Origin of the sequence: Dolichospermum sp. LEGE 00240 (assembly GCF_015207875.1) — a bacterium.
Classification (GTDB): domain Bacteria; phylum Cyanobacteriota; class Cyanobacteriia; order Cyanobacteriales; family Nostocaceae; genus Dolichospermum; species Dolichospermum gracile.
This window is the reverse complement of record NZ_JADEVZ010000011.1, coordinates 13,170-31,158: the sequence shown is the minus strand read 5'-3', so window position 1 is coordinate 31,158 and position 17,989 is coordinate 13,170. Positions and strand designations below refer to the sequence as shown.

Sequence of the window (17,989 nt, the reverse complement as noted above, 5' to 3'; positions counted from 1 at the left end):
GTAATTTCACTGAAAATATTCAATACAGGAATCCGGTTGGTAGTAATTTTACTGAAAATATTAAATTTTAATTAAAAAGAAAAAAATGGTATCAATATAAGATAATTAAATACATAGCCTATAATTCTGGCACAGAAATCCCTGTAAAATCCCTGTAAGTACTTATCATTGAGATAAAAATTTTATTAATCAATCACTGGGTTGATTAAAAAAAATTAATCAATCCAGATATTACCAACAATTAATTCACCAGATAAAGAAAATGACAGATGCGCCTATTCCCCAACTCCATGATTGTAGTTCAAAAATCCTGCTTAACTATTTTAAAAATTCCTGGGAAATAGAAGAAACTTTAATGAAAAGTGTAATTAAGGAAGAAACCTTTGATCTCAATCCCGATCCTTTAAGAAATAAATTAATTTTTTATCTTGGACATTCGGCTGTTTTTTATATCAATAAATTAATTCAGGTGGGATTAATCAAACATCGGATTAATCCCCAATATGAAACCCTATTTGAAATTGGCGTTGATCCAGAAACACCGGCGGAACTAGAAGCAGCCATTCAAGGAGTTAATTGGCCTGAACTTCAAAAAGTTTGGGAATATAGAGACAAAGCTAGAGCAGAAATTACCGCAATCATTCATCAAACTCCTTTAAATTTACCCATTGATCAACAACATCCTATTTGGGCATTATTAATGGGAATAGAACATAGTCGCATTCACCTAGAAACCTCATCTATGCTGTTGCGTCAATTACCTATTGAGAACTTAAAACGTCCCCAAGGATGGAATTATGCACCTACTAATCTAGAAATTCCCCATAATCAAATGCGAGAAATTCCTGGTGGTATAGTGAAATTAGGAAAACGCCAAGATGATTTAACTTTTGCTTGGGATAGTGAATATGGTGATTTAGAAGTAGAAGTACCACCATTTTTAGCAAGTCAATATTTGATTACCAATGGAGAATTTTTAGAATTTGTTCAAGCCGATGGTTACAATAATGCCAATTATTGGCATAATGAATCTTGGCAATGGAAACAACTCAACAATATTCAATGTCCTAAATTCTGGATACACCAAGAAAATAACTATCGCTATCGTGCCACATTTGATGAACTAGATTTACCTTTAGATTGGCCAGTGGAAGTTAACCATTATGAAGCAATAGCTTATTGTCGCTGGAAAGGTAAAAACACTCGGTTAATGACAGAAGCAGAATGGCATCAAGCATTAACAATATCTGAAGATTCTAGTTTAGCAAATAATTATAATCTCAACTTACAATTTATTTCCCCAACTCCTGTGGGAATGTTTTCAGAAAATCATCAATCTGGACTTTCTGACTTACGGGGTAATGTCTGGGAATGGTTAGGAGAAACATTCAAACCCTTACCAGGATTTCAAACTCATCATCTTTATGCAGATCAATCTGCACCCTTTTTTGATAATAAACATTTTATGATGTTGGGCGGTTCTTGGGCAACGAATGGTACAATGGCCTTACCTTGTTATCGTAACTGGTTTCGTCCTTATTTTTATCAGCACGTCGGTTTTAGAGTGGCTGAAAGTTTGGATTAAATATAAAATCGAGATCCCCGACTTCTGAATATTAATTCGTAATTTATTTACAAAAATACAAAAGAAGTCGGGAATCTTATAGCCACCTTAGAGGATTTAGAAAATGATTACACAACCTTTAACCGTTTTGGATCATCATTATCAAGAGTTAAGTATTGATGGTAAAGATGTCATTAGGGGATTAACTGAAAAACCCAAAAGTTTACCACCTAAATATTTTTACGATGATCCTGGTTCTCAATTATTTGAACAAATTTGTGAGTTATCAGAATATTATCCGACTCGCACAGAAGCCTGGATTTTACAACAGTACGCTGATGAAATTGCCGAAATTACTAATTGTTGTGAGTTGATAGAATTAGGAAGTGGAAGTTCTACTAAAACCCAAGCATTATTAACCGCTTATCAAAAAATTGCTGATTCTTGTAGATATCTTCCTATTGATGTGAGTGGAGGTATTCTCAAAACTAGTGTTTTACAGTTACAAGAAAAATATCCTGATATTGCGATTCATGGTTTATTGGGAACTTATGAACAGGCTTTAGTTCATCTAGAATCGAATTATTTACAATCGCGGATGTTATTTTTTCTGGGAAGTTCTTTAGGGAATTTTAACCCGGAAGAATGTGATATTTTCTTAAATCAAGTTTCTCGCACTTTACAACCAGGAGATTACTTTCTGCTAGGGATTGATTTACAAAAATCTACAGATATTCTAGAAGCGGCTTATAACGACAGTCAAGAAGTGACTGCTGCTTTTAATTTGAATATGCTTTCTCATTTGAATTGGCGTTTTCAAGGAAATTTTGATATCAGTTTGTTTAGACATGAAGCAATTTATAATCACGTTGATCATCAAATTGAAATGTATTTACATTGTCAAAAAAGTCATTGGGTTAACTTGGAAGTTTTGGATTTAAAGGTGTATTTTCGAGAAGGGGAAAGTATATTAACAGAAATTTCTCGCAAGTTTGATTTAAGAACAATGGAAACACAATTACACAGTAAAGGATTAAAAACTGTAAAAACTTGGACAGATGAACAAGAATGGTTTGGTTTGATTCTTTGTCAAGTTGAATGAGTTTTGTGTCAGCATTCAGGATTTAGAAATACAGGATGAAAAATACTTGTACTTGTAAAATGCTGAATGCTGACTGTAATTGTTCAACAATATAAAATCAATGAAATGTTTATTTAAGGAACTTAGAGGTCATAAAAATGCAAAAATTATTGAATTTCTGTCTTGAGATAGAATTTTATCTCAAAATTGCCATTAGTTGTACAATTACTCAACAGTTATTTTTTTTGCTGTTAAATAAGCTCAAACTAAATTTTATCACCGAAGTATTATTATACTGGTTGGTTGGAACTATCTCATTTTATGCTATTGGTATTTTTATTGAAAAATTAATCAAAAGTGATGATAGTTTAACTAGAAAACTAACAGCAAGAGTTAAGAAAGTAAAAAAACAATCATTTCCTAATTTTACTTTAAAAGGCATCATTATAGGAGAAATAAAAGCTCTAATTACCGCATTAATTATTATATATTTAGCTCCTGAAGTTCATAGAGGTAATGGTTTAATTCTCAACATGGGCTGGTTTTTTATGAGAATAGTTGCTGCTGATTTCTGCTTTTATGTAGCCCATAGATTACTGCATACAAAACTATTTCTTAAAATTCATCTTAAACATCATGAATTTCAAGATACATCAAGTTTTGTGGCCGGACATAAAAGCCTTATGGAATATATTATTGTTACCATGACAGATGTTTTACCTGTCTTTATCTTTGGATATGATATTACTCAACTTTGTGCATGGACTTTAATAGGTAACATTTATAATTTAGAAGGACATAGTTCTTTATCAATATTCTTTATTCCTTCCAATTTCCATGATTTGCACCATACTAGTTTTCATAGTAATTATGGTATTCATAGTTTTTGGGACAGAGTATTTAAGACACTTAATCCTATTAATAAAAAAACAGGAATTATGTTTCCTGTCAATTCTATTGAATCTAAACTTAAGTAAGAATTCAGGTCAGGTAAAAAGATCCCCGACTTTTTTTATTAATTGTGTCCATAAATTATAAATTGATCACAAAAGTCGGGGATCTAGATGTGAAGGAGGGCTATAGTTGAATACTTACAAACTTAATAGCATTTCTGAGGTTTTAAAATATATTCTCTCTATATTGAATTAGTAATTTCGGGTAAAATAAACGCAGTTAGCCGTAACAGTGAAGTCAGCTTGAACTATTCAGATTTTGAAACTGTTAATTTTACAATCACAGGAAAATGGTCAGAAGGCCATACTTCTTCCCACTGTTGACGATTAATAATGACTTGTTCTAGGGGGAAAGAGCGATCGCAATATATAGTATCAATAGCATCCCAGGCTTCACCTGTAAAATCGTGAAAAGTTTTCTGTTGTTCTAGAGGTAGAGTCCCTAAAGGATCTTGTAATTGCTTACCATTAGCTAAAGGAGATAGAAAAATTTGCCGTTCTGGAGTATCAGGATTGGCGTTAAAATCCCCCGTAAGCAGCAAGTAGTTTTCTGGAGGAAATTCCGCCAACCGTTGACCAATTAAAGCTGCACTTAACTCCCTAGATTGGGCATTTTCGTGATCTAAATGGGTATTTAATATAGTTAAAGATAGACCAGGATTAATAAGCTCAAAATTAGCCCAAGTAGCCATACGTGGTAACCGAGTTCCCCAAGTAATGCTACCAGGAACGTCTGGAGTATCACTGAGATAAAAATCCTGTGTTTCCTCAAGTTTCAGATATTGTGGGTTATAGAAAATTGCACAATGTTCACCCGTTCCTGTGCCAGTGCGATCGCCCCCAATAATGTTATATTCCGGTAAGAGTGATTGTAAATCTGCCAGTTGATGAGATTTACCCTCCTGTGTCCCCAGCAAATCCGGTTTGTAATATTGAATTAAAGAAGCGATCGCCCCCACACGCTTTATCCACTGACGCACCCCCGGATCTGGTTTATCATAGCGGAGATTAAAGGTCATTACAGTAATTTGCATATATATTTTTTCAAGCTAAAAATGCAGTTTGTCCTCAACCAGAGAATATCCTATAGAAGCAAAAAATTAAAGGTTTTATCCGAGGCTTGAGTAGATACGACTCCCTGACAGACTTTAGCTCCAATATCTACCGATTAATCACCTAAATCATCTCATCAAGCCCAGATTTGAGCAAATTGTTAAGCCATCACAACCATCATATTTCGCCAAATTTAAATCGTGGGATTTTCCGGTGGATCAAACTTATAGCCATAACCCCGTACCGTCTTAATAAACTCCGGCATACTAGAATCAGCCTCCATTTTCTTGCGTAACTGACCAATATGCACATCAACAACGCGACCATCACCCACATAATCACACCCCCAAATCTTTTGAATTAATTGAGTGCGACTCCATGCTTGTCCAGGATGGGTAGCTAGAAAATGTAAAATATTAAACTCCAAAGCAGTCAAAGGCAAAGCTTTATTATTGAGTGTAACCTCCCGTGCGTCCGAGTTAATAGACAACTGATTAAAAATGAGGCGTTGTGCAACACCGGGCTGAATATAGCGAACACGCCTTAATAGTGCTTCCACCCTAACTTCCACCTCCGCCAGACTAAATGGTTTAGTTAAAAAATCATCCGCACCAGCAGCCAAGACCTTAATTTTATCAGCTTCATCATTGCGACTAGTCAGCATCATTACCAAAACATTAGTCCGGCTCTGCATCTCTTGACACAGTTTATATCCATTTGCATCTGGTAAATTCCAATCAAGAATTACTAAAGCCGGATTTAATTTTTCAAAACAAACAAGAGCCGTTTTACCGTCCGCGGCTGACTCAATTTCATATTTACGACTCAAGAAACGCTGAATCAAGTTGCGAACACTGGCATCATCATCTACAATCAGGATCTTAGACTTAGTTGTGGAAAGCGTATCCATAATGCAATATATTGTTGTTTCGGCAAGTTGCTGTGACGATATGTACTGCTTAAGTTGAGTTTTTGAAACTAAATTTACCCTCAATTCCTGTTTATTGATAGCAGGAAAGGGAAAAGTCTTTTAGTCTCTAAATCAAGCAGCAGGGTTACTCAAGCCATGTTTTATGATTACGGGATGTCCTCTCCTAGATAGAAACTGCTATAGCTAAATTTTTCATGAAGTTTTTGCAAACTTTAGACATCTTACTCTTTAAAAGAAGTATGAGTAATGGACAATTTTGGTATTTTTTAAAGATTTTTTTGTATAAATTATATCAATAAATAAAATAAATGCCTCCACATTCATCATTACAAGATACCCAAGCATCTGAAATATTGGGTATCTTGCTGTTACTCCCTTCCCTGCGAAAGATTACCTATCTTCTTTTCTTTTTCCTTCGTATTTATCTGACAGACTAAGTAGGTTGGCGTTAAAAATTGTCGTTATGACAAGGGAACAGGGAAGAGGTTTTGGACAACTTTACTTTTTACTTTTCGTTACATATTTCGGTTTTTTCCGTTCACTTACTTACTAGTGGAAAGGAATTAACATCGGACTGGAGATACTTAGAGGATGTTTTAAAAGTTTTTAATGTATAAATAAACTCCTCTCCAAACCTCTCCCCGCGTCGGGGAGAGGCTTTAAAACCCCCATTCCCTGCCAGGGAATGGGGGGCTAGGGGGTTAGGTTTTTGGAAATTACTGGTTTTATCTAATACTTTTTAAACAACCTCTTAGAGGTTTTCCCTGAAAAAACGATTCAGTAATGGGACAGAATTAATTACACAACTGATTTTTCTGTTCCCTGTTCCCAGTTAAGAGTTCCCTCTCTCAACGAGTGAATTTAATTTTGTCCGACTACTTAATACTGAGGAACAGAAGCATCTACTTCTTGACTCCAAGCATTAATTCCCCCTTTCACATTTGTCCCAGCAATCCCCGCTGCCTTCAAGATAGCCAAGGCTTTCGCGGAACGCCCACCCATTTTACAATGAGCAATTAAACGGTGTCCATTAAGTAATTCCTTCACCTTCGCCACACCATCACCATTTTCAATATCTGGTAAAGGGACTAACACAGAACCGGGAATTCTCGCAATTTCATACTCATGAGGATTACGCACGTCTAGCAGCACAAAATCCTTTGCACCAGCATCTAATAACGCCTTCAATTCCTTCACAGTCATTTCTTGAATTTCCATGTGCTGTTTCGCTTCTTCGGCTTGGGCTTGGGGAATACCACAGAATTGTTCGTAATCTATTAGCTTGTCAATAACTGGACGAATGGGGTTAGGACGCAGTTTTAACTCCCGGAATTTCATATCCAAGGCATTATAAAGCACCAGTCTACCACTCAAGGTAGTACCATTGCCCAGAATAATTTTCACTGTTTCTGTAGCTTGAATAATCCCAATCATTCCCGGTAAAATTCCCAGCACTCCACCTTCTGCACAGGAGGGAACCATTCCTGGTGGTGGTGGTTCGGGGTACAAGTCACGATAGTTAGGACCACCCTCATAGTTAAAGACGGTGGCTTGTCCTTCAAACCGGAAAATAGAACCGTAGACGTTGGGTTTATCTAACAATACGCAAGCGTCGTTGACTAAATACCGAGTTGGGAAGTTATCAGTGCCATCAACAACGATATCGTAAGGACGGATAATATCCAGGGCGTTTTCGGAACTCAGACGAGTTTCATACAAATCAACCTGACAATGGGGGTTAATTTCATGAATCCGGTTTTTTGCTGACTCGATTTTGGGTTTACCTACCCAAGATGTCCCATGAATAACTTGACGTTGCAGGTTAGAGGTATCCACAACATCAAAATCAACAATACCAATTCTGCCTATACCTGCGGCGGCGAGATATAACAGCAATGGTGAACCTAGTCCACCAGTACCAATACACAATACACTGGCGGCTTTTAGGCGTTTTTGCCCTTCCATGCCCACTTCTGGCAAAATTAGGTGGCGGGAATAGCGTTCGTAGTCGTCTTTCGTCAACTGGATTTCATCCAGATTGGGATTTAGCATAGCAGTTGTATGAATCAGCGCGGAGTATTAATGTTAACTTAAATTTGCTAACTTTATCAGTTTAATTGTCTCGGCTGGAAACTGGTGGTTTTCATCCAGAGTCCAGCTTTGCCGTTCACTTAGCTTGAGCATTTTGTACGGATAATATCACATAAGAGTATTCTATCCAAGCGTACATTCTATCCTATTCTGAGAGGGCTAGAACTATGGCTAACGCCACGCTACGCTATCAGCAAACCCTACTTAGACAGTGGTTGGTGTCGGTTAAGCTAAAAAAATCGTCTCCTGGTTCGACTTTCCGGTTGTGTTTTTCGTAAAGGCACTACTTCTGCTTCACTACCCTCTCTAGCTACTCGAATTAATAACGCAGAAGATAGCAAACTGGCAACCATGGAATTACCACCATAACTAAACATAGGTAAGGGTAAACCTGTAGTTGGTAAAGCACCTGTCGTTACACCAATATGTAATAATGATTGGCCAATCATAACAACTACTACACCAATTGCCACTAATTTGGATGTGATATTTTTGGATTTAAGAGCAATAATTAATCCTAATGTGGCAAATATGGCTAACATTATTAATAATAAAATAGCGCCAATAAAACCAAATTCTTCGGAAAAAATTGCGAAAATAAAATCAGTATCTTGAATTGGTAAATAAAATAACTTTTGTTGAGAAAGTCCAAATCCAGACCCCCAAGTTTGACCTGAACCTACAGCCAATAAACTTTGTACTAACTGATAACCATCTCCTGTAGCATCAGCCCAAGGATTCATAAAGGACATAATGCGTTTGCGTTGATATTCTTTGATACTAATACTAAGCAATGCTAAAAGTATGCCACCAAAGGCTGTTCCTCCCAAGTATTTATATGGTAATCCTGCAGCTAAGGCAATAAACCACATTGTCATTCCGCAAAGTGCTGTGGTACTTAAGTTAGGTTGGGCAAGAATTCCTAAAAGTACAAGACCAAAAACACCCAACCAAGATAACCGAATTCCCCAAGGTCGTTTTTCCCACTGACTAAAAAGTGTGGCACTTTGTAACACTAAAAAAGGTTTAATTAATTCCGATGGTTGGATAGGAATCGGTCCAATGGCTATCCATCTAGCCGCATCAAAGGCTTTTTTTCCTAATCCTGGTATTAATGTCAAAAAAATCAACATCAGGAAAAATATTAAAAACCAATGAGATACACCCAAGATTTTTCGCAATGGCAGATTAACAATGATGTTGAAAATAATTAGGGAAGCTATAGCCCAAAGAATTTGTCGTTTAAAATAATACAAACCGTCACCATGACGGGCATCAGCAACGGGATAGGATGCGGAAAAGAGGATGACTAGGCCGATGAACATCCACATTAATGTTAGCCAGCGCAATAATCGGGCTTCTAAACCCCAGCTAGAAACGGAATTATCGAAAATTGGGATTAAACGGAGTAGATTCACAATTTGGTAATTGGTAATTGGTAATTGGTGATTTTTTTCTTTCTTCTTTCTTCTCCTGACTCCTGACTTCTGGGCGGGGAAACCCCGCCCCTACAGGAAATTCTGTATTTAAATTAAAACTAAGTTATCGCGGTGAATCACAGTATCTGCACCTTCATAACCTAGAATTAATGGAATTTCCCGTGAATGTTGTCCGCAAATTTTCTGTAATTCCCCACTATTATAATTCACCAACCCTCTAGCAATTTCATCACCATTACTATCACATAATTGCACCGCCTCTTGATTGTCAAATTCTCCTTCTACGGCTTTAATCCCCGCTGCTAATAAGGATTTCCCTGCTTCGACAACGGCGGCGATCGCCCCTTCGTCTAAATATAATTTTCCTCCAGGAATCAAACCATAGGCTATCCAACGTTTTCGGGCTGAGGTTGGTTCTGGTTGCGGTGCAAAATGTGTACCAATGAGTTCCCCTTGGATAATTTTTTCAATGTTCCGGGGAAATTGTCCTTGAGTAATCACTGTGCGGATACCAGCAGCGATCGCAATTCTCGCCGCTGAAATTTTCGTCATCATTCCCCCAGTCCCCCATTGAGAACCCTGTCCACCAGTTTGAACCTGTAAATCTGTCAGTTCTTGCATACTACTAACTAAACTAATTGGTTTAGCATCGGGTACGGAACGAGGATCAGCCGAATATAATCTATCAACATCCGTTAATAAGAACAGCCAATCTGCTTCTACTAAACTGGCTACTAATGCAGACAGGGTGTCATTATCCCCAAATTTTAATTCTTCTACCGCTACTGTATCATTTTCATTAACTATAGGAATTACTCCAAAATCTAGTAATTCTTGAAAAGTGTTATTAGCATTGAGATAGCGGCTACGTTGTACCAAATCTGCTCTAGTCAATAATACTTGAGCAATAGGCTGTTGCAAAATACTAAATAAATCATCATATATACGCATTAATCTACCCTGTCCCACTGCTGCTATAGCCTGTTTTAAAGCTATAGTTTTGGGACGTTCCGTCAAACCTAACCGCGCACAACCAACTCCCACTGCACCGGAAGAAACTAAAATGACCCGATGTCCCTGTCGTCTCAAATCAGACAGAGTTTCCGCTAAGGTAGCAATGCTAGAAAGGGCTAATTGTCCTGTCTCTGGTTGAGTAAGGCTAGAAGTACCGATTTTAACAACAATTGTTTTGGTCATTAGTTAGTGGTCAGTTGTCACCAAAAAATTATACAGCGCCAATCCCTCTATAGTGAAGGTTGACGCTGTACGGGTTTATATTTATCTATTATCTGCTAGGGTCTTGTTTGGCTGACCCTGATGTTATTGAAATTAATAATCTCTGATTTTTTGTCAATTTGATCATTCCTTAACTATTTCTTTAGGTTTACTTTCCTGATGAATTATAAATTCTTGTTAAGGTTCGTATCTTAATCAACACAGAAAAACGCCTATTACCTCTTCCCCGTAATAGATGCGCCCAATATCTCTGAGATCCAGACTTCAATATTACGGATAGGATGGGAACGGAGGGCTGTAAAATCGGGATGGATAATTGGTTCGACTAAAATTGTAAACATTCCCAAGCGATTACCCGCTAAAACATCAGTAAACAAGCGATCGCCCACCATCCCCACTTGATGTGCAGGTAAATTCATCTCCTGCAACGCCGCCCGAATTTTCCGGCGGGAGGGTTTAGCCGCACCTAAGTAGTAGGGTAAATCAAGAGAACGGGCAATACCACCAATTCGCGCCTCACTTAAATTATTACTAACTAACCACAATGTCGTATAAACCCGAATTTCTTCTATCCATGCTTGCAATTCTGGGAAAGTAGAACTTGTTGTCATCGGGACTAAAGTTTCATCTACATCTAGTACTAGCCCTTTCAGCCCATATTGTCGGATCACATCTGGTGTCAGCGTCAAAACTGAACCTGCTAAAATCAAGTTAGGCTCTAATAGATGGTTGCGAGTCATAATTTTTTGGGTCAGGAGTCAGGAGGAAGAAAGAAAGGAATAAAGAAAAATTTTAGGTTTAGATGTATTTAGATTTTTGAATAAGGCAAAAGGCAAGAGTAATTAACAGCAATTCTCATTTTAAGGTTTCATGACATTGAAACCCTTACATTCATAGGGTTTTACAATTCTTAACGAATCTGGGGATCGCTGAAATGACGCAAACTCGTTTCAAAATGAGAATTGCTGAGTAATTAAATTACCAATTACCAATTACCAATCACCAATTACTCAACTTCATTAAAAAGATGTTCTTCTAAGAGGGGTTGAAATTTACGGAACTCTTCAGGAGAAAGTAATTCTGGTTCACCAGTTTTAGTCATTCTCGCAAAAAAGAGCAGGGGATCAAGGGGAGTATAAATTGCATACTCTTGTTCATCATGATAAAAAGTGGCAATTTCCATTAATTGCTCTGGTTCTAAACCGTTTTCCTCATCTTCGATTTCTAAAGTAAAGAATTTCGATTCATCTTCAGGAGGCAACTCACCTGCTACAGTCAAAGCATAAGCAGTGTTCTTGAGAATCAGGTTTTGCTCAGAAAGAACCGCTTGAGCAGTGCCGAAAATTTCCTCTATCATCTCATCATCTTCCACCAAGACGGCTTCTTCTTCATCGCCATCGGCTTGCCAAGCAAAAATTTCTATTGGTGCATCTACAGGCAGAAGGAGAACATATTTTTCCCCCTCTACATCGAGGGTATGCTCGATGTAACATTCTAGTGTTCGTTTTAGCTCATCTGTTAAAATCAGAGAACTTTCGGAATCGTGATCATTGTCTTCAGGAAGTGGAGATGAATACATAGCTGAATTATGTAACTGTAACAATACTCTTATATATGGAAATCATTGAACCGCTAAATGACAGCCGATGTCAACCATAAATTCAGAGATAAGAAGTAATAGTTTTTAGAATACCATGTTAAAAGGGATCACTCATCAGCAAATGTTACCAATTTCGGCGCTGAACTACGTCTAGCATCTAGCCACTGTTGTAAAATCAATGCAGCAGCCTTACGGTCAATTAAACCCTTATTTCTTGATGGAGAGCGATTTTCAGCTATTAGCAGTTGTTGTGCTTGATAAGAAGTTAATCTTTCATCCATATATTCCCAGGGAAGTTTCAGTGCTGCCGCCAATCTAGCCGCAAATTTTTGGACATGACGGGCTTGAAAACCGATAGAACCATCCATTGAATAAGGTAAACCGACAATGAGAATTTGCACTTGTCGCTCATTGACTATTTGCTGAATTTTCTCGACATCTTCGACAAAAGACTTACGCTCAATTGTGGTTATACCCGTAGCAATTAACCCTGTGCCATCACATCCAGCTAAACCAATGCGTTTACTACCAACATCCACGCCCAAGGCGGAAATAAATGATTGTGATGGCTGTTGGGAGATCGTGCTATTGTTGCTCATGGGGTTCATCTGGGGCTGAATCTGATGGACAAGGTGTGTCTATTATATTAGGGTTTTGATGAGTGAACGCAACAATTTCCGACTGCACTGGTACAGTTCTTTCTGGCTGTACCTGCTGTGGTTGCGGCATCCATGACATTCCTCCAGGAATAGGTTTCCGGGTTGGTTGCAGTCCTTGTAACATTTCCTGCCACTGAATCCCTTCTAGGGAGACAAATTTCGATTCTCGCAGTTTATGCCAGACGGAACGAGACATGATCAGGGTATGTTCTTGACGTTTAGCCCCAATGCGCTCTAAATATTCTTCTCTTTCTGGTTGATAGTCAGAGGAAGCTAATTGTAATCCCTGTTGGGGAAATTCTTGGGCGATGCGGGCTAATTGAGATAATAGTTCAGGATACAACCAAGTATAGGCAGGATGAACTGTCAGGGTGGCGATATGGGGTTTTGTCCCAGTGCGATCAAGTTGCACCTGAAAGTAACCAATGGCTGCTTTCCGCTGGGGTTCAAAGACGTAACCACTAACAACTTCGGTTTTTGTCATCCACTGCTTGAGGGCATCACCAATAGCACCAAACAAGGTGGTTTTAAAGTCGTGGGTATGTCGGTCAAATACTTGCCTTACCAAAGGTGGCATTGATGCTGTATCTAGTTGATATAGTAAGGGAGCATCAGCATTGCTGACTGGTAAGAGGTTGGGTAAATCTGGCTCGGTTTGAATTAATTCTGCTAATAACTGGGGACTAATTTCCCAGTATGTCATTTCTGCCAACCGTTGAAATCCATTGTGGCGATACAGGGCTAAGGCATCAACATCATTAATGTTAACTTCTAATATCCACGTTCGTGCTTCTAAAATGGATTCAAAGCAATGACGCAGTAGTTGTGAACCCACTCCCAGGCGATCGCCCGTTCCTGCCAACATCACTCGATCAATTCGCCAAGTGCTGCGAGTGCGGTTGAAAGGCGATACTTGAATCATTCCCAGTAGTGTCCTTCCTTGTTCGGCAACATAGCTCCAGAAGCGGTACTGTAATGGATTGGGAAACCAACTTAAGAATTTGAGTAACCCATACCAGCGTTTTAACCATTGCATTTGCCCCATGGCCGCATCAGCTTCTTGGGGAGACAGATGGGACAATGATTCTTGAGTTAAGCGATCAATTCCTTCCAAGTCCCGATGTTGGACTGGTCGGATAACAACGCTGAGGTTTCGAGGGAGTAGTGAAGTCATTTTGATTCAAGCCGCCATTTAACCTTTACAAAATATGATTGGTGATGTAATACTGCAATCATTTTAATGGCTTTTTGCTCTTAGGTCTTGCTTCCCAAGAGTGATTTTCTTAACTAAACGCGTGAAAAAAATATAAAAAGCAGAAACTGTGAGTATACCTTTGGGGTGGAAACCACAATGTCTGCTTCTATTCTAGGATAATTCTACTAAAAATACTTTTAAATCTATAGACCTTGACGAGAAGCAAATTTTTCAAATTCCGCTTGGGTTTGATGCAGTAATTGTTGACGACTATCTTGAATTGTCTGTTTGAAGTTGGGAACTAAGTTAGGAACCAAGTTGCGAGCTTGTAGTGTCATGTGCAGTTGTAGATGAGCAACGTATTCGCTTATATCTTGGTTATCTACAGTTGCGCCCGTTAGTACATTTGATTCCATTGCCACTGAGTTCTCCTTGATGAATTAGTTGTAATTTCTTTGCTAGACTAGAACAGAAGTTATCATATTTTTTACTTAACTGCCTATTTCGCAATGAAGTGTAATGATTGGGAAAGAGGGAACAGCCAAGAATCAAGATACAGCATATTGCAGGTAAATGAGGTACAACCTTTAATCACAAAACCTGGCAGTGAGGCTGTTTTACCGCTGATAGCTGCTGTAAATAACCTGATTTTTTACCAAATAAAAATTTTCTAATCGTCCCAAAGTGTATAAGTTTCGTTAAAAACCTCATCCCAACTTAAAGCAATAATATCTGGTTTTTTACCCATTTCATCTCTAGCATCCTGTTTTGCAGCTAGAAAACACTTATCCCAAATTGACTCCAAAAAATCTCGATTGAGACTTGGCATTTCTTCTTGACTGGCAGTAATTTCTGCCCTAGCTGAACGAATAGAAATTACCCAATTAGCACTACGTTTTTCCGGTTGACATTTCCACTTAATTATATGCAATATCAATCGAGTTAATTGACTAATTACTGCTCTTTTTTCTGATCGCCCCATAGACTCGGCTAAACTCTCTAAAATATTATCAACTTCTTGGATTTTTCCCTCCTCTAACAGTTGTTTTGCTTTCACTACAGCTAAATATGGTGATTGAAAAACCAGTTCATCATCAGGTACTGTCATAATTGGTAACTCCTTGGCTTGTTTTTTCCCAAATTTTGCATATAAATACATCATATTATTAATTTTATCTGCCTAAACTTGACGATTAACCTTAGACTGTTGATTATGGATAAGTAACTCAAAACTCAACACACAAAATGACTTCAGAACTCTCTCCACAAATTCATTACTTGGTGGGAATGTCTCAACCAGAAACCCATCTGTTTGAGGTGACTTTACACATTGTTAACTATCCGTCAGCAGTTCTTGATTTAAAAATGCCTGTGTGGACTCCTGGTTCATATTTGGTGCGGGAATATCAGAGACATTTACAAGATTTTGCGGCTTTTGCTGATCATGAACCTTTATCTTGGCATAAAGTTAGTAAAAATCATTGGCAAGTAGAAAAAGGCGATAGTTCGGAAGTAACTATTCATTATCGTATATTTGCTAATGAATTAACAGTCAGAACGAATCATTTAGATGCTACTCACGGTTATTTTAATGGGGCGGCGTTATTTTTCAGAATCCCTGGTTGGGAAAATTTACCCATGCAGATAACTGTGATTCCAGCTAACCCTAAATGGCAAGTAACTACTGGTTTACCAGCAGTTGCAGAAACAGCAAATACTTTTGTAGCAGCAGATTTTGATACTTTAGTTGATAGTCCTTTTGAAATTGGTTTGCATCAATTATACAATTTTGAAGTTTTGGGAAAACCCCATGAATTAGCAGTTTGGGGAAAAGGAAATTTTCAACCACAGCAAATGATTGCTGATTGTCAAAAAATTATTGAGGTAGAATCACAAATGTTTGGTGGTTTACCTTATGATAGATATGTATTTTTTCTGCATTTGCTTCAACAGGGTTTTGGTGGTTTAGAACATAAAAATTCTTGTTCTTTAATTTATCAAAGGTTTGGATTTCGGACTTTGGATAAATATGAGCCGTTTTTGCAATTAGTAGCCCATGAATTCTTTCATTTATGGAATGTTAAAAGAATTCGTCCTTTGGGTTTGGAAGTGTTTGATTATGATCAAGAAAATTATACACCATCTTTGTGGTTTTGTGAGGGAACAACCAGTTATTATGATTTAATTATTCCTTTACGGGCGGGTATTTATAATACCAAGGCATATTTGAATTATTTGAGTAAGGAAATTACTAGATATTTAATGACTCCAGGACGGAAGGTGCAACCTTTGTCGGAGTCAAGTTTCGATGCTTGGATTAAACTTTATCGTCCCGATGCTAATAGTGGTAATTCCCAAATTTCCTATTATATTAAAGGGGAAATGGTATCGCTGTTATTAGATTTATTAATTCGTGTTCATCACGGTAATCAACGTTCTTTGGATGATGTGATGCGGCAAATGTGGGAGGAGTTTGGGAAGGATGAAGTTGGTTATACTCCTGAACAATTAGAGGGTGTGATTGAGTCTGTAGCGGGTATGGATTTAGGGGATTTCTTTAACCGCTATCTTCATGGTTTGGAAGATTTACCTTTTAATGAATATTTCCAACCTTTTGGTTTGCAATTAGTGGAAGAAAAGAATGAAGAACCTTATTTGGGTGTGAGGATAAATACTGAAAATGGTCGGGAGATAATTAAGTTTGTGGAAGCGGGTTCACCGGCACAATTTGCGGGAATTGATGCTGGAGATGAATTATTAGCGATTGATGGTATTAGGGTGGGAAATCAGTTAAATGAACGCTTGAAGAATTATCAAGCAAATGATTCTATTCAAGTTACTGTTTTTCATCAAGATGAATTACGGACTTATGATGTTACTCTAGCTGCATCAATTCCTAGTAGGTATCAACTTAAAGCTGTGGAAAATCCTTCTTTAACAGAAATGGAGAATTTTGCCGGCTGGTTGGGTGTACCTTTGTCTGAATCAGGATTATAGTTGTCTGAATCAGGATGTCCAGGATTTCAGGATTAACAGGATGAAAAATTACTGATTATTGTCTGAATCAGGATGTCCAGGATTAAAGGATTAACAGGATGAAATATTCCAGATTATTGTCTGAATCAGGATGTCCAGGATTAAAGGATTAACAGGATGAAAAATTTCTGATTATTATGTTTGATTTGGCAGAGAAGAGAGAGGTGAAGAAATGTTCTTCTTTCTTCTTTCTTCTTTCTTCTTTCTTCTTTCTTCTTTCTTCTTTCTTCTTTCTCCTGACTCCTGACTCCTGACTCCTGACTCCTGACTCCTGACTCCTGACTCCTGACTCCTGACTCCTGACTCCTGACTCCTGACTCCTGACTCCTGACTCCTGTTAGTTATTTTGACTTTTTAATACTCCTGGTTCTGTTTGAATTGGTAAAATATCTAAAATATCAGTTTGGGAACAATATTTAAGGTCTTCGTCACATTCCAAACGTAATAAGCGTTGACCATGACTAGCTTGCTGGAGTAGTCCTAATAAGTTATCGTCCCATTGGGAATAAAGAGCGATCGCACTAACCACTTCATCATTACCACTGATTTCTCGTTGGGAATAACTACTTTGTTGCACAAAACTATGGGCGATCGCCCCCGCACATACTGTATCCTCTAAAGAATAACTGCCTTCCCAACCAGAACCCACAATCCAGACAGTTTCCGGTTGCTTTTCTAACAGAAATTGAACTACTGCTGCCCGATTAATTAAAGCTGCTGCCAGGACAATAGGGGCATTTTGTATCCGTTGTAAAGCCCTTGTGCCATTGGTGGTACTAATAAATAACCTTTTGCCGGCAACTAATTCTGGTATGCAATCCAAGGGTGAGTTACCCAACTCAAAACCAGCTACTTTAGCTCCACCCCTTTCTCCAGCCCTGAGTCGCTTTTCTGGAGGCCATTGTTCGCTCACTTCCATCAGTTGATTTAAATCGCTGAAAACCTGTACAGCTTCGCCCCCAGCGGCTAAAACTGTGGCCATTGTACTAGTTGCTCGCAGAACATCAACAGCGATCGCACATTCTGGAACTGTATCAGTTGGGGTCAATTCGGGAGTGTGATATACAAATATCTTCACGTGCTGGCTACACCTATTTCATAAGACTGCGGTAATATTCTACCTATTTGATGTCACCAACTGTTCAATACAT

General features: G+C 38.1%; 16 protein-coding genes. 4 read left to right on the top strand and 12 right to left on the bottom strand.

The annotated features are described in order from the left end of the window. The first annotated feature begins 262 nt into the window (after positions 1 to 262). From ovoA to IQ226_RS05615, 3 genes are all read left to right on the top strand, one after another. Positions 263 to 1,585, top strand: a complete 1,323-nt coding sequence (gene ovoA / locus IQ226_RS05625; RefSeq protein ID WP_193893144.1) for a 5-histidylcysteine sulfoxide synthase — start codon at positions 263 to 265, stop codon at positions 1,583 to 1,585. Positions 1,586 to 1,688: 103 nt separating this feature from the next. Then, complete coding sequence (gene egtD, locus IQ226_RS05620; protein WP_193893140.1) at positions 1,689 to 2,666, top strand: L-histidine N(alpha)-methyltransferase; 978 nt, start codon at positions 1,689 to 1,691, stop codon at positions 2,664 to 2,666. A gap of 137 nt (positions 2,667 to 2,803) precedes the next feature. Further along, on the top strand, positions 2,804 to 3,622 hold the full coding sequence (locus IQ226_RS05615) for a sterol desaturase family protein (protein ID WP_193893136.1): 819 nt from the start codon (positions 2,804 to 2,806) through the stop codon (positions 3,620 to 3,622). Positions 3,623 to 3,846: 224 nt separating this feature from the next. On the opposite strand, the gene IQ226_RS05610 is transcribed toward IQ226_RS05615, so the two are convergent. From IQ226_RS05610 to IQ226_RS05560, 11 genes are all read right to left on the bottom strand, one after another. Further along, positions 3,847 to 4,632, bottom strand: coding sequence for an endonuclease/exonuclease/phosphatase family protein (locus IQ226_RS05610; protein WP_193893132.1), 786 nt, complete (start codon positions 4,630 to 4,632; stop codon positions 3,847 to 3,849). 212 nt (positions 4,633 to 4,844) lie between these two features. Beyond that, complete coding sequence (locus IQ226_RS05605; RefSeq protein ID WP_193893129.1) at positions 4,845 to 5,561, bottom strand: response regulator transcription factor; 717 nt, start codon at positions 5,559 to 5,561, stop codon at positions 4,845 to 4,847. A 900-nt stretch (positions 5,562 to 6,461) separates the two neighbouring features. After that, positions 6,462 to 7,634 (bottom strand): molybdopterin-synthase adenylyltransferase MoeB, encoded by a 1,173-nt coding sequence (moeB, locus tag IQ226_RS05600; RefSeq protein ID WP_193893125.1) that lies wholly within the window; start codon positions 7,632 to 7,634, stop codon positions 6,462 to 6,464. A gap of 269 nt (positions 7,635 to 7,903) precedes the next feature. After that, on the bottom strand, positions 7,904 to 9,091 hold the full coding sequence (locus IQ226_RS05595; protein ID WP_193893121.1) for an FtsW/RodA/SpoVE family cell cycle protein: 1,188 nt from the start codon (positions 9,089 to 9,091) through the stop codon (positions 7,904 to 7,906). Between the two features lie 108 nt (positions 9,092 to 9,199). Then, positions 9,200 to 10,309, bottom strand: coding sequence for a glutamate 5-kinase (proB, locus tag IQ226_RS05590; protein WP_193893118.1), 1,110 nt, complete (start codon positions 10,307 to 10,309; stop codon positions 9,200 to 9,202). Positions 10,310 to 10,563: 254 nt separating this feature from the next. Beyond that, positions 10,564 to 11,088, bottom strand: a complete 525-nt coding sequence (locus IQ226_RS05585; RefSeq protein ID WP_193893114.1) for a YqeG family HAD IIIA-type phosphatase — start codon at positions 11,086 to 11,088, stop codon at positions 10,564 to 10,566. A 266-nt stretch (positions 11,089 to 11,354) separates the two neighbouring features. Next, entirely contained in the window at positions 11,355 to 11,927 is a 573-nt protein-coding gene (locus IQ226_RS05580) for a DUF3727 domain-containing protein (RefSeq protein ID WP_193893111.1), read from the bottom strand. A gap of 128 nt (positions 11,928 to 12,055) precedes the next feature. Continuing rightward, complete coding sequence (gene ruvX, locus IQ226_RS05575; RefSeq protein ID WP_193893108.1) at positions 12,056 to 12,547, bottom strand: Holliday junction resolvase RuvX; 492 nt, start codon at positions 12,545 to 12,547, stop codon at positions 12,056 to 12,058. Further along, positions 12,534 to 13,781, bottom strand: a complete 1,248-nt coding sequence (locus tag IQ226_RS05570) for a GNAT family N-acetyltransferase (protein ID WP_193893105.1) — start codon at positions 13,779 to 13,781, stop codon at positions 12,534 to 12,536. Before IQ226_RS05570 ends, ruvX begins: the two co-directional genes overlap by 14 nt. A gap of 224 nt (positions 13,782 to 14,005) precedes the next feature. Next, entirely contained in the window at positions 14,006 to 14,218 is a 213-nt protein-coding gene (locus tag IQ226_RS05565) for a hypothetical protein (protein ID WP_039200714.1), read from the bottom strand. Positions 14,219 to 14,472: 254 nt separating this feature from the next. After that, positions 14,473 to 14,964, bottom strand: coding sequence for a DUF29 domain-containing protein (locus IQ226_RS05560; protein WP_228039265.1), 492 nt, complete (start codon positions 14,962 to 14,964; stop codon positions 14,473 to 14,475). Positions 14,965 to 15,047: 83 nt separating this feature from the next. On the opposite strand from IQ226_RS05560, the gene IQ226_RS05555 reads away from it, so the two are divergent. Further along, on the top strand, positions 15,048 to 16,799 hold the full coding sequence (locus IQ226_RS05555; protein ID WP_193893102.1) for a M61 family metallopeptidase: 1,752 nt from the start codon (positions 15,048 to 15,050) through the stop codon (positions 16,797 to 16,799). Positions 16,800 to 17,175: 376 nt separating this feature from the next. Here IQ226_RS05555 and IQ226_RS05550 read toward each other — a convergent pair whose 3' ends face one another. After that, the gene (locus IQ226_RS05550) at positions 17,176 to 17,916 is read right to left on the bottom strand and encodes a 2-phosphosulfolactate phosphatase family protein (protein WP_193893100.1); all 741 of its coding nucleotides are present in this window, start codon (positions 17,914 to 17,916) and stop codon (positions 17,176 to 17,178) included. Positions 17,917 to 17,989 lie beyond the last annotated feature (73 nt).

Excerpts from the sequence above, each read along its gene's own strand:
- IQ226_RS05560 (WP_228039265.1), bottom strand. The coding sequence starts at position 14,964 with ATGATGTATTTATATGCAAAATTTGGGAAAAAACAAGCCAAGGAGTTA.
- IQ226_RS05570 (WP_193893105.1), bottom strand. The coding sequence starts at position 13,781 with ATGACTTCACTACTCCCTCGAAACCTCAGCGTTGTTATCCGACCAGTC.
- proB (WP_193893118.1), bottom strand. The coding sequence starts at position 10,309 with ATGACCAAAACAATTGTTGTTAAAATCGGTACTTCTAGCCTTACTCAA.
- IQ226_RS05615 (WP_193893136.1), top strand. The coding sequence starts at position 2,804 with ATGCAAAAATTATTGAATTTCTGTCTTGAGATAGAATTTTATCTCAAA.
- ovoA (WP_193893144.1), top strand. The coding sequence starts at position 263 with ATGACAGATGCGCCTATTCCCCAACTCCATGATTGTAGTTCAAAAATC.
- IQ226_RS05585 (WP_193893114.1), bottom strand. The coding sequence starts at position 11,088 with ATGACTCGCAACCATCTATTAGAGCCTAACTTGATTTTAGCAGGTTCA.
- IQ226_RS05565 (WP_039200714.1), bottom strand. The coding sequence starts at position 14,218 with ATGGAATCAAATGTACTAACGGGCGCAACTGTAGATAACCAAGATATA.
- moeB (WP_193893125.1), bottom strand. The coding sequence starts at position 7,634 with ATGCTAAATCCCAATCTGGATGAAATCCAGTTGACGAAAGACGACTAC.
- ruvX (WP_193893108.1), bottom strand. The coding sequence starts at position 12,547 with ATGAGCAACAATAGCACGATCTCCCAACAGCCATCACAATCATTTATT.
- IQ226_RS05610 (WP_193893132.1), bottom strand. The coding sequence starts at position 4,632 with ATGCAAATTACTGTAATGACCTTTAATCTCCGCTATGATAAACCAGAT.
- IQ226_RS05605 (WP_193893129.1), bottom strand. The coding sequence starts at position 5,561 with ATGGATACGCTTTCCACAACTAAGTCTAAGATCCTGATTGTAGATGAT.
- egtD (WP_193893140.1), top strand. The coding sequence starts at position 1,689 with ATGATTACACAACCTTTAACCGTTTTGGATCATCATTATCAAGAGTTA.
- IQ226_RS05555 (WP_193893102.1), top strand. The coding sequence starts at position 15,048 with ATGACTTCAGAACTCTCTCCACAAATTCATTACTTGGTGGGAATGTCT.
- IQ226_RS05580 (WP_193893111.1), bottom strand. The coding sequence starts at position 11,927 with ATGTATTCATCTCCACTTCCTGAAGACAATGATCACGATTCCGAAAGT.